This is a genomic window from Corallococcus sp. CA053C (assembly GCF_003611675.1).
Lineage (GTDB): Bacteria > Myxococcota > Myxococcia > Myxococcales > Myxococcaceae > Corallococcus.
Genome location: NZ_RAWA01000316.1, coordinates 1 through 11675 on the forward strand (window position 1 = coordinate 1; position 11675 = coordinate 11675).

Consider the following 11675-nt stretch of genomic DNA (forward strand, 5'->3'; position numbering starts at 1 on the left):
GCCACCAGCCCCAGCACCGCCCCCGCGCCCGTGAGCACGGGCAACGTCAGCGTCATCCGCCACGGCGGCGGCTTGGCGCTCTGCTCCACCGCGAGCACCCGCCGCGCGCGCTCCTGGAGGGCAGGGTGGCCGGGCATGAGGCTCGCGGTGTGGCCGTCCTCGCCCACGCCGATGAGCACCACGTCCAGCCGCCCCGGCAGCGTCTTCTCGTAGTCACGCGCGGCGGCGTCGCGGTCCTCGCGCTCGCCCTGCATGCGGAACACCTGCGAGTCCGCGAGCTTCAGCGGCGTGAGGAACGACTCCTTCACCAGCCGGTAGTTGCTGTCCGAGTGGTCGGGCGGCACGAAGCGCTCGTCCACGAAGTACACGTCCACCCGCTCCCACGGGAGCGTGTGCTCCGCGAGCGCGCGGTACGCGGGGCGCGGCGTGTTGCCACCCGACAAGGCCAGGCTCACCCGCTGCTTCGTCGCGAGCGCCTTCTGGAGCTCGCGCGCCAGCCAGTCGGAGGCCTCCAGGGCCAGCTTGTCCGAGGGGACGATGAGAGGCTTCAGGCCGGGCTTTGTCATAGCCGGGACCACCGGCGGCCGTTCTTCGCGGGCAGCGCGTCCGCGGCCTGCGGGCCGGTGCTGCCCTTCTCGTAGGTGTGCAGCTTCCCGCCCGCTTCGGTCTCCAGCGCGCGCAGGATGGGCGTGATGTAGCCCCACGCCTGCTCCACGCTGTCCTGGCGCGCGAAGAGGGTGGCGTTGCCGCGCATGCAGTCCAGGAGCAGCCGCTCGTACGCCTCCGGCACGGGCTTCTTGAAGCTCTCCGCGTAGTCCATGTCCATGGTGACGCCGCCGATGTTGACGTCCTCGCCGGGCACCTTGGATTCGAACGACAGCGCGATGCCTTCGTGCGGCTGGATGCGCAGCGTGAGCACGTTGGGCTGCAACCGCTGGCACGTGGCGCCGCCGCCGCTGAACAGGCCGATGGGCACCGACTTGAAGTGGATGGACACCTCCGTCATGCGCCGCTTCAGGTGCTTGCCCGCGCGCAGGTAGAAGGGCACGCCCTGCCAGCGCCACGAGTCCACGTTCATCTTCATCGCGACGTACGTGGGCGTGCGTGAACCCTTCTTCACGCCCTTCTCGTCCTGGTAGCCCTCGTACTGGCCCACGACGACGTGGTCGGGCACGTCGTGGCCGTCCACCGGGCGCAGCGCGCGGAAGACCTTGTTCTTCTCATCGCGGATGTCCTCCGCGCCGAAGGACACCGGCGGCTCCATGGCGCACAGGGCCAGCACCTGGAGCAGGTGGTTCTGCACCATGTCGCGCAGCACGCCCGTCTCGTCGTAGAAGCCGCCGCGGCCCTCCACGCCAATGGTCTCCGCCGCGGTGATTTCGACGTGGTCGATGTGCTGGCGGTTCCACAGCGGTTCGAAGATGGCGTTGGCGAAGCGGAAGACGAGGATGTTCTGCACCGTCTCCTTGCCCAGGTAGTGGTCGATGCGGAAGATCTGCTTCTCATCCAGCACCGCGCCCAGCTCCTTGTTGAGCGCGCGCGCGCTCTCCAGGTCGTGGCCGAAGGGCTTCTCGATGATGAGCCGATGCCAGGGCTTCTCCCCGGGCTGCTCCTCACGCTTGAGCAGCCCCGCGCCGGACAGGCTTTGGAGGATCTGCGGGAACGTGGAGGCGGGCGTGGCCATGTAATAGAGCTGGTTGCCTTCCGTCCCATGGCGCTTCGAGACGTCCTGGAGTTTGGCGCTCAGGCGCTTGAAGCTCTCCGGGTCGTCGTAGCCGCCGGAGACGCATTCGATCTGCTGCTCGAAGCGCTTCCACGTCGCTTCGTCCACGGGCTGCGTGCGGGCGAACTTCTGCAGCCCTTCCTTCACGTGCGCGCGGAAGCCCGCGTCGTCCAGCTTGGAGCGGCTGAAGGCGACGATGGCGAAGTGCTCCGGGAGCAGGCCGGAGCGGGCGAGCTCGAAGAGGGCAGGGAATAGTTTGCGCTCGGCGAGGTCGCCCGTGGCGCCGAAGAGGACCATGGCGCAGGGGTCCGGGCGCCCCGCGCTGAACACCGGTTCGCCCTCCCGGGGATGGGTTTCGATGTGCACTCCCTGCGCGTCCATGCGGTGTCTCCTCCGGTTCGACCGGGGACCTTAAGGCGTTAATCTGGCGGTCCTGCAAGCGCATTGCAGGGGAATGATGCGGGCACGACGTCCTGCCTGTCCCGGAGGGGCGCCCGTGGGAGGCCGGGCAGGCGGCCGGGCATGCGCCAGGGGCGGGGGAACATGGTATCCCTTCGGTCCATGACGACTCCTCCCGTGGCGCTCATCACCGGGGGTTCGCGTGGCGTGGGCCGCGCGGTCTCCCTGAGGCTGGCCCGTGCCGGCTACGACATCGTCTCCACCTACCGTCGTGACGCGGAAGCCGCGGCGACGCTGGCGAAGGAGGTGGAAGCGCTGGGCCGCCGCTGTCGCATCGTGATGGCGGATCAGCTGGAGCCCGCGAGCCTGCACGGCGTGTTCGACGTCATCCAGGAGGAGTTCAAGGGCCTGGACGTGTTCGTCGCCAACGCGGCCTCGACTGTCTTCACGCCGCTGATGCAGACGAAGCTGCACCAGATGGACAAGACCTTCAACGTGACGGTGAAGAGCTTCCTGCTGGGCGCGCAGCGCGCGGTGCCGCTGATGGACGGGCGCAAGGGGCGCATCGTGGCGGTGTCCGGCATGGACTCGCGCATGCCGCTGCCGTTCCATGGCCTCCTGGGCGCGATGAAGGGCGCCATGGAGATCATGGTGAAGTACCTGGCCGCGGAGCTGACCGGCACTGGCATCCGCGTCAACGCGGTCAACCCGGGCTACATCGACACGGACTCCAGCCGCTTCTACATGGGCGACGCGTGGGCGGGCCTGGAGGAGAAGGTGAAGGAGCAGGTGCCGGTGGGCCACGTGGCCAGCGTGGATGAGATTGCGCGCCCCATTGAATGGCTGTGTTCGGAAGGCTCCGCGTACGTGAACGGCCAGACGCTGGTCGTGGACGGCGGCCTGGAGGTCAACTACGCGATGAACTTCGCCATGAACATGACGCCTCCGGCGGCGCGCTGACGTCCCCGCCTTCCATGCGCTACGTCGTTTCGCTGTGGTTCTTCCTGCTGTTCCTGGTCACCGCGCCCGTGCTCTTCACGCTGGGCGCGGTGTTGTTCGTGGTGGCGTATCCGCTGGACCCCGACCGGCAATGGCTGCACGTGCTGGTGTGCCGGTGGTGCTACGGGCTGTGGCTGCACGCCTCGCCCGGCTGGCGCGTGCGCGTGGAGGGGCGGGAGCTGCTGCCCAGGGGCCCGTGCGTCTACGTCGTCAACCACCAGTCCTTCGCGGACATCCTCGCGGTGATGGGGCTGTTCACGCCGTACAAGTTCGTGGCGAAGGCGTCGCTGTTCCGCACGCCGCTGGTGGGCTGGATGATGACGCTGCTGGGGTACGTGCCCATCGTGCGCGGCAGCTCGAAGTCGATGGAGCAGTTGCTGGGCCCGTGCCGCCGCTGGCTGCGCCGGGGCATCCCGGTGCTCATCTTCCCCGAGGGCACCTATTCGCCCGGGGAGCTGCTGCCGTTCAAGCGCGGTGCGTTCCAGCTGGCGCTGGAGGAGCACGTGCCGGTGGTGCCCGTGCTGGTGCGCGGCACGCGCGAGCTGGTGGACGGGGATGGGCCGTGGATGAGCCCGCGCGCGAACGTCATCGTGCAAGTGCTGCCCGCACTGCCGCCGGAGAGCTTCGGGCCGGACTCGGCGGAGCTGGCCACGCGCGTGCGCGAGCAGTACGTGGCAGCGCTCGCGGGCTGAGGCTTCCGGGCTCCGAGCTCCACGCTCCGAGCCTGTGGCTTCGTGCTCCGAGCTTGTGGCGTAGTGCTTGGGGTGCTCAGGCGTGCTCGGAGCCGGGCAGCTCCTCTTCCTGCGATGTGTCCGCGTGCAGCGCGGCGTCCAGCGCATGGGACGCGGGCAGGGCGGGCGCCATCGCGGTGACGGTGCGGGCCAGCTCGTGGGGCGCGCGGATCAAAGCCTCCAGCGCTCCGGCGCTCGCGGGGACCCCGCGCTGCTCCACCTGGAGCCAGCCGCCCTTGATGCTGACGCGGCGGTGGCCGCGCAGGCCCAACAGGCGCTTGCGCACGTCGGGATCCAACAACACCGGGCGCGCCTCCGGGGCCAGGTTCTCCACCTGGAAGGCCGCGTCCAGCTCCGCGTCGCCCAGCACCTCGTCGCGCGGGGTGGCGGCGCCGGGGACCTTGTCCTCGGGGCGCTCGTGCTCCAGGAGCAGGTCCGGGGGCAGCGCGCCTTCCAGGTCCAGCCGCAGCACGGTGACGGTGTGGCGCTTCTTGCCGCCCGCGCCCCGCTTCCCCGTAGCGAGCAGCAGCGGTCGCCCCTGGTAGCGCCCCTGCACCTCCAGGCGCTTCTCCGCGCAGATGAGTCCGTTCGCCTTCGCGAACGCCTCCCACGCGGAGCGCTGCCGACGCTTGAGCTGGAACAGCGTGAGGAGGACCAGGGCGCCCAGGACGAGCAGGGACGCGAGGATGCCGAGCGGAGACGAGACACCGGGAAGCATGGCGGCGCATTGTGCACTGGCGCGCGGCGCGCGGACCACCAATCCGAACGCGTGTGCACCGTCGCGTGCCGGGCAGGCTTGCAGTGCCAGGACGCGAACAGGTGGAAGGAATCCGCGCGTGTGGAACGCGCGGGGAATCCCGCGTGCCTGCATTTCTTCCGCCCGGGGCTTTCGCGCGGCAGGACGTGATGGATGCGCACGCACCGCGTTGGCGGTGCACGCACGGTGCGATGCGGCGCGCGGAGGACTCGCGCGGTCCGGGCACGTCCTCGCGGGTCGTCCCGGTGCACGGTGGGAAGCGCCGTGGCGCGTGTGCCTGGAAGGGGAGGACGCGTTGGGAGGGCCACGGACGCAAGCGCGCGGAATGACGCCCTTTTTCGACAATGTCAGAGGGGGCAGGTAAGGGAGCGGGGGCTCGCCGCTTGGAGTCGGGACGTCCACCGGGGGAGTCTGCCCCGCTGGCGCCCGCGGCCGGGCCATGAGGGAGGGTGAACGCCGGATGCGCCTGCTGCACACGTCGGACTGGCACCTGGGCCACACGCTGTATGACGTCTCGCGCGAAGCGGAGCACGCCGCGTTCCTGACGTGGCTGCTGGACACGCTGGAGTCGCAGGAGGTGGATGCGCTCCTGGTGGCCGGAGACATCTTCGACACGGCCAACCCCAGCGCGGAGGCGCAGGCGGCCTGGTACCACTTCGTCGCGCGCGCTCGGCGCACGCTGCCGAAGCTGGACGTGGTGGTGGTGGGCGGCAACCACGACTCCGCGGCGCGGCTGGATGCGCCGGATCCGCTGTTCACCGCGCTGGGCGTGCGCGTGGTGGGCGGGCTGCCGCGCCACCAGGGCGCGCTGGAGCTGGAGCGACTGGTGGTGCCGGTGCACGACGCTCGCGGCAAGGTGGGCGCGTGGGTGGCGGCGGTGCCGTACCTGCGGCCCTCGGACCTGCCGCCGGTGGCGGAGGCGACGGTGGACCGGCTGGTGGAGGGCGTGCGCTCCGTGTACGCGGAGGTGCTGGACGCGGCGCGCAGGCGGCGGCGCTCCGGGCATGGGCTCGTGACGATGGGCCATTGCTACATGACGGGCTCGGAGCTGTCGGAGCTGAGCGAGCGGAAGATCTTGGGCGGCAACCAGCACGCGCTGCCGGTGGACCTGTTCCCGGAGGACGTCACCTACGCGGCGCTGGGGCACCTGCACAAGGCGCAGCGCGTGGGCGGCCGCGAGGGCGTGCGCTACAGCGGCTCGCCCCTGCCGCTGTCGCTGTCGGAGGCGCACTACCGGCACCAGGTGCTGCTGGTGGATATCGAGGACGGAGCGCTCACCCAGGTGCGCCCGCTGACGGTGCCTCGCACAACGGACATGGTGCGCGTGCCGGCCCGGGACGCGGTGTCGCTCGCGGACGTGCTGGAACTGCTCGCGGCGCTGCCCGCGTGCGAGGCGGGGATGCCGGAGTCGATGCGGCCGTACCTGGAGGTCTGCGTGTCGCTGCCCCGGCCGGAGCCGGCGTTGCGCCACAAGGTGGAGAAGGCGCTGGAGGGGCGCGCGGCGCGGCTCGTGAAGCTGACGCCCTTCTACACGGGGACGGGCGGGGCGCTGGCGGACGTGCGGCCGGGGCTGTCGCTGCGCGAGCGCACGCCGGAGGACGTGTTCCTCGCCCGGTACGCGCGGGACTTCAAGGAACCGCCGTCTCCGGTGTTGCTGGAGTCGTTCCACGCGTTGCTCACGCAGGTGCAGGAGGACGCGTCGTGAAGATCCTCGCCATTCGCGGCAGCAACCTGACGAGCTTCGCGGGGGACTTCGCGCTGGAGCTGGACCGCGCGCCGTTGGACCGGCTGGGGCTGTTCGCCATCTCCGGCGCGACGGGCGCGGGCAAGAGCACGCTGCTGGATGCGCTGTGCCTGGCGCTGTTCGACCGCACGCCCCGGTTGGGCGGGCCCAGCAAGGTGCTGGTGGGCCGCGCGGACGAGGACGAGGAGGCGCGGCTGTCCGCCTACGACGTGCGCGGCATGCTCCGGCGCGGGGCGGGCAAGGGCCACGCGGAGGTGGACTTCCTGGGCAAGGACGGCCGGCGCTACCGGGCCCGCTGGAACGTGTGGCGGGCGCGTGAGCGCGCGGAGGGGCGCTTCCGGCCGCAGGAACTGAGCCTGACGGACGTGGTCTCCGGGCAGGTGCACGGCCGCACCAAGGGCGAGGTGCTCCAGGCGATTCAAGAGCGGCTGGGGTTGTCGTTCGACCAGTTCCGCCGCTCGGCGCTGCTGGCGCAGGGGGAGTTCGCGGCGTTCCTGCGCGCGGATGCGAGCGAGCGCGCGGAGCTGCTGGAGCGGATGACGGGCACGGAGGTGTACAGCCGGCTGTCGGTCGCGGCGCACGAGAAGAACTCGCGGGAGCAGGAGGAGGTGAAGCGACTGTCGCATGGGCTCGCCGCCATCGCGTTGCTGTCGGACGCGGACCGCGAGGGCGTGCGCCTCCAGTGGGGCGGGGAGGAGGCCGCGCGCGTGCGGGAGGAGGCGCGGCTGCGCGAGGCGGAAGCGGCGCGGTCCTGGTACGCGCAGCGCGCGGAGTTCGTGGGGCGCGAGCAGGAGGCGGAAGCGGCGCTGACGCGGACGGTGGCGGAGCGGGAGGAGGCGGCGCCCCGTGAGGCCCTGCTGGAGTCGGTGCGCGCGGCGGAGGGCTTCCGCGCGGTCGTGTCGGCGGTGGAGACGGCGGAGCAGCGCTGTGCGAGCGCGGAGGCCGAACAGGTCCAGCGGGCCGCGCAGGCGGCTGCGGCGCTCGCGGCGGCGGCGGCGCAGCGCCAGGAGCGGATGCAGGCGGAGGTGGCGCGGGCGGCGGCGCAGGACGCGGAGGCCGCGGTACGTCCGGCGCTGGAGGAAGCGGCGAAGCTGGACACGCGGCGCGCGGAGGCGGAGCGCGAGGCCCGCGAGACGGCGGAGCTGGCGAAGCAGGCGCGGGCGGCGGAGGACTCGGCGCGCGAGGCGCTGGCGCTGGCGCAGGCGGCGGAGGCGAAGGCGCAGGGGCTGGTGGACGCGGCCCAGGCGTGGCGCGCGTCGCATGTGAGCTGGGAGCCGCTGGCCACGGAGTGGCCCCGCTGGCAGCGCGAACTGGAGCGCTACGCGGTCGCGTTGAAGGAGGAGCAGGGCGCGGGCGCGGACGCGGACCGGCTGGGCAAGGACGTGGACCGGCTGGGGAGCGAGGCCCAGGCGCGCCGCGAGGAGCACCAGGGCGCGGTCGAGACCGAGGCCCAGGCGCTGGCGCTGGCCACCCACGCGGAGGCGGCGCTGGGCGAGGACGACGGCGCGGCACGGCGGGCGCTGCGAGAGGCCCTGCTGGCAAGGCAGGACGCGCTGGGCGCGCTGACGCTCGCGGGCGAGGGCGCGCGGACGGAAGGCGCGGTGGAGGGCGAAGCGGACGCGGAGGTGAAGGCGCACCGCGAGGTGTCCGCGCGCGCGGCGGAAGAGGCGAAGGATGCGGCGGCGCGCCGCGCGATGCAGGAGGCGATGCTCCAGGAGGCACGCCGTGCGCAGTCGCGCGCGGAGGCGACGCAGGGGCTGGCCTCGCACCGGGCCACGTTGCAGGAGGGCGAGGCGTGTCCGCTGTGCGGTGCGCTCGAGCATCCGTATGCCAGGGAGGGTGCGGCGCTGGAGGGACTGGTCGCGGAGGCCGCGGCGCGGGTGGTGGAGCTGGAGTCGGCGCGGGATGCCGTGGCGAAGCAGGAAGGCGCGGCGAGCGTGCGGCAGGCCACGGCGGGCACGGCCGCGACGCAGGCGGAAGGGCGCCGCGACACGGCGGCCCGCAGGAGGAAGGGACACCAGGAGTCCTGGCGCGCGGCGCGTGAGCGGTGGCTCCAGACGGTGCTTCCCGGTGCTGATCAGCAGCCTGCGTCGGGCCCGAAGCCGTCGCGTCGGGTGAAGGGGCAGGGAGCATCGGAAGCAGGCTCCGGGGGAACGGACGGCGCGCTGTCGGTCGAGGACGTGCTGCCTTCCAAGAACGCGTTGCCTTTGATGGGCGCGCTGTCGGCCGAGGACGCGTTGCCTTTGAAGGACGCGCTGCCGGTCGAGGACGCGCTGTCTTCCAAGAACGCATTGCCTCCCGAGGACGCGGAGTCTTCCGCCGCGCAGGCCTGGGCGAAGGCCGCGCAGGAAGACGTGCGCGTCCGGCTCGCGACCCTGCGTGAGGAAGAGGCCTCCGCCGAGGTCCGGGCCACCGCCGCACGCGAAGCACGGGCCCTGCTGGAGACCCGGCGCGCTCGGCGCGAAGGCGCGGCCGAAGCCCTGCGCAAGGCCGAGGACGCGCTCGCCCGCGCGGTGCAGGCCCACCGCGAAGCGCTCCTGCGTCGCGAAGCCGCTCACGAGGCGCGGCAGCGCGCGCTCGCGGAAGTCTCCCCGCCCTTCGCCAGCGAGGTCGCGTGGGAAGACAAGCTCGCCGCGGATCCCGCGCGCTTCCAGAGCAGGTGTCTGGAGCGGGTGACCAAGTGGCGCGAGCGCATCGCGGAGCTCGAAGCCGCGCAGAAGCGCCTGGAAGACGAGCAGCGCCGCCGTGCCCTGGAAGAGGACCGCCTCCAGTCCCGTCACGAGGACGCGGAGACCGCGGCCGGTCGCGCGAGCCTCAAGGACGCCGCCTTCCAGGAGGCGTCACGCGCCCGCGCGCGGCTCCTCCAGGGACGCCCCACGCAGGAGGTGCGCGCGGAGGTGCAGGCGCGGCTCGACGCGGCGGTGGACACGTACGAGCGCGCACGCGAGGCCGCCGAGGCCCTCCAGCAGGAGGAGAAGGTGGCCACCGCGCGCGCGGAGGACGCGGTGCGCCTGCGCGCCGAAGCCGTCCGTGCGCTCGACGCCGCCCAGGCGCACCTCACCGAGCGCCTCGCCGGACACGGCACCACGCTGGAGGCGCTGAAGGCCCTGCTGTCGCGCGACGCCGCCTGGTGCGACGCCGAAGCCCGCTCGCTCAACGCCCTGCGCGAGTCCGTGGCCCAGGCCCGCGCCGTGCTGGAGGAGCGTCGCGAGCGTCGGATCCGCCACGAGTCCTCGGGCCTCCCCACGCTGGCCGAACCGGACGTCGCCCCTACCTGCGAGACGCTGCGCGCGGACGTCGAGGCCCGCCGCGGCGCCGAGGCCACGCTGCGCGCCCGGCTGGAGGGCGATGACGTGGCCCGCGCGCGACACGGCGCGGAGGCCCGGGCCCTGGAGGTCCGCCAGGGCGAGGCGGAGGTGTGGAAGTCGCTGAGCGACCTCATCGGTTCGCACGACGGCAAGAAGTTCAAGGTCTTCGCCCAGAGCCTCACGCTGGACGCGCTGCTGCTGCACGCCAACGCGCACCTGCGCGAACTGGCGCGCCGCTACCGCCTGGAGCGCGTGCCCGGCCATGACCTGGACCTCCAGGTGGTGGACGGCGACATGGGCGACGAGGTCCGCAGCGTGGCCAGCCTCTCCGGCGGCGAGAGCTTCCTCGTGTCGCTGGCACTCGCGCTGGGCCTGGCCTCGCTGTCGTCGGAGACGACGCAGGTGGAGACCCTCTTCATCGACGAGGGCTTCGGCACGTTGGATCCGGAGACGCTGGAGGTGGCGCTCGCCACGCTCGACGCGCTCCAGGCCACCGGCCGCCAGGTGGGCATCATCTCCCACGTCAGCGGGCTGGCTGAGCGCATCGGCGTGCAGGTGCGCGTGGTGAAGCAGGGCGGTGGCCGCAGCCGGCTCGTGGTGGAAGGCGACGCGGGCCTCGTCGTCCCCTCGGGACAACAGGTGGCGTGACGCGGGACGAACAGGCGGGGGGCGACGCCCGCCGTCAGCCCGGCTCCGCGCCCATCAGCCCGCGCACCACCGCCGCCACCGCGAGCGGGGTCGCGACCCGGTCGTCGCTCAGCGCCGCGAGCGCCCGGGCGAACTGCTCCGCGGAGGAGAAGCGCTGCGCGGGACGCGGCGCGAGCGCCCGGTCCAACACCAGCGCCAGCGGATCCGACACCTCCGGCGCCACCATCCGAACGGGCGTCACCCGCCCGCTCCGGATGGAGGCCTCCACCGCCTCGGCGGTGCCTTCCGGAAAGGGCGACTCCAGCGACAGCAGCTCGTACAGCAGCACCGCCGCCGCCCACAGGTCCACCGCCACGGACACCTCGCCCGCGAGCAGCTCCGGCGACCGGTAGTGCTGCTTGCCCAGGCGCCGCCAGTCCACCGCCGCACCCGCGCGCGAGCGGGCCACGCCGAAGTCCGCCAGCTTCACCTCGCCGCCGCGCGACAGCAGCACGTTGTGCGGCGACACGTCACAGTGCACCACCGCCAGCGGCCGGCCCTTGGAGTTGGTGGCCGCGTGCGCATGCGCCAGCGCCTCCAGCACGTGGCGCACCATCATCACCGAGATGTCGATGGGCAGCTCGATGCGCCGTCGCCGGCACTGCGTCAGCACCCGGCCCAGGTCGGTGCCGTCCACCAGCTCCAGCGCGAGGTAGGGCCCGTCCGCCTGCTCGCCGTACTCGCGGAAGCCCACGATGTGCGGATGGTCCAGGCACCGCGCGAGCTCCGCCTCGTGCAGCAATTGTTCGCGCGCCTCCGCGTCCCTCGCGCGCTCCGGCCGCACGCGCTTGAGCGCCACCTCCTCGCCCGCCAGCGGCCCCTGCAGCATCCGCGCGCGGAACACCTCCGCGTTGCCGCCTCGCCCCAATCGCGACAGCAGCAGGAAGCGGCCGCGGTCGCGCGGCCATGGCTCCTCCGGGCCCCCCTCCTGTGTCACGCCTTGTCCCCGACCAGGCTCGCCAGGTAGCCGTCCAGCGTCCCCGCGAAGGTGGCGTCGTCGCTCAGGAAGGCCAGCCCCACACCGCCCGTGTAGGGCGCGTCCACCACGTGCACCACCAGCGCCTCGCCCTGCAGCCGCTGGCCGTTGGGCAGCTTCACGTCCACCGTGACGACGCTGTCCTGCGGCGGCCGGTGCGCCGTGCGCACGAAGAGGCCGCCGTTGGAGATGTTCAGCGCGTGCTCCCGCACGAAGTCCAGCTCCGTGCGGAACTCCAGCTCCAGCTTCACGGCGAAGCGGCGGCCCCGGCGCTGCGGCAAATCCTGCGGCGCATCGTCCGGCGCATCGGCCGGCGACGGTGCGCGGTACGGCTCGCCGCTCCCCCGGGGC

Annotated in this window: 9 protein-coding genes; 4 read left to right on the forward strand and 5 right to left on the reverse strand. The window is 72.7% G+C overall.

The window, feature by feature from the left end; translation table 11 throughout:
• A partial coding sequence (gene pgl / locus D7V97_RS31370; protein WP_120614305.1) for a 6-phosphogluconolactonase occupies positions 1-566 on the reverse strand: 566 nt, incomplete at its 3' end.
• Entirely contained in the window at positions 563-2104 is a 1542-nt protein-coding gene (zwf, locus tag D7V97_RS31375; protein WP_120614306.1) for a glucose-6-phosphate dehydrogenase, read from the reverse strand. The genes pgl and zwf, both read right to left, overlap by 4 nt.
• Before the next feature lie 180 nt (positions 2105-2284).
• Between zwf and D7V97_RS31380 the strand changes: the two genes are divergently transcribed.
• Together D7V97_RS31380 and D7V97_RS31385 are read left to right on the forward strand one after the other, a co-directional pair.
• Complete coding sequence (locus D7V97_RS31380; protein ID WP_120614307.1) at positions 2285-3082, forward strand: SDR family NAD(P)-dependent oxidoreductase; 798 nt, start codon at positions 2285-2287, stop codon at positions 3080-3082.
• Between the two features lie 14 nt (positions 3083-3096).
• Complete coding sequence (locus tag D7V97_RS31385; RefSeq protein WP_120614308.1) at positions 3097-3813, forward strand: 1-acyl-sn-glycerol-3-phosphate acyltransferase; 717 nt, start codon at positions 3097-3099, stop codon at positions 3811-3813.
• A 76-nt stretch (positions 3814-3889) separates the two neighbouring features.
• Here the strand turns inward: D7V97_RS31385 and D7V97_RS31390 are convergent, their stop codons facing one another.
• Positions 3890-4570 carry a hypothetical protein gene (locus tag D7V97_RS31390; RefSeq protein WP_120614309.1) on the reverse strand — a complete coding sequence of 227 codons (681 nt, stop codon included), beginning with the start codon at positions 4568-4570 and terminating at the stop codon, positions 3890-3892.
• 499 nt (positions 4571-5069) lie between these two features.
• Between D7V97_RS31390 and D7V97_RS31395 the strand changes: the two genes are divergently transcribed.
• Positions 5070-6314, forward strand: a complete 1245-nt coding sequence (locus tag D7V97_RS31395) for an exonuclease SbcCD subunit D (RefSeq protein ID WP_120614310.1) — start codon at positions 5070-5072, stop codon at positions 6312-6314.
• Positions 6311-10309, forward strand: a complete 3999-nt coding sequence (locus D7V97_RS31400) for an AAA family ATPase (protein ID WP_120614311.1) — start codon at positions 6311-6313, stop codon at positions 10307-10309. Before D7V97_RS31395 ends, D7V97_RS31400 begins: the two co-directional genes overlap by 4 nt.
• A gap of 34 nt (positions 10310-10343) precedes the next feature.
• Here the strand turns inward: D7V97_RS31400 and D7V97_RS31405 are convergent, their stop codons facing one another.
• Together D7V97_RS31405 and D7V97_RS31410 are read right to left on the reverse strand one after the other, a co-directional pair.
• A complete protein-coding gene (locus D7V97_RS31405) occupies positions 10344-11285 on the reverse strand; it encodes a serine/threonine-protein kinase (protein WP_120614312.1) in 942 nt (313 codons plus the stop codon).
• On the reverse strand, positions 11282-11675 hold a 394-nt coding region (locus tag D7V97_RS31410), incomplete at its 5' end, for a TIGR02266 family protein (protein ID WP_120614313.1). The genes D7V97_RS31410 and D7V97_RS31405, both read right to left, overlap by 4 nt.

Excerpts from the sequence above, each read along its gene's own strand:
- D7V97_RS31395 (WP_120614310.1), top strand. The coding sequence starts at position 5,070 with ATGCGCCTGCTGCACACGTCGGACTGGCACCTGGGCCACACGCTGTAT.
- D7V97_RS31380 (WP_120614307.1), top strand. The coding sequence starts at position 2,285 with ATGACGACTCCTCCCGTGGCGCTCATCACCGGGGGTTCGCGTGGCGTG.
- D7V97_RS31390 (WP_120614309.1), bottom strand. The coding sequence starts at position 4,570 with ATGCTTCCCGGTGTCTCGTCTCCGCTCGGCATCCTCGCGTCCCTGCTC.
- zwf (WP_120614306.1), bottom strand. The coding sequence starts at position 2,104 with ATGGACGCGCAGGGAGTGCACATCGAAACCCATCCCCGGGAGGGCGAA.
- D7V97_RS31385 (WP_120614308.1), top strand. The coding sequence starts at position 3,097 with ATGCGCTACGTCGTTTCGCTGTGGTTCTTCCTGCTGTTCCTGGTCACC.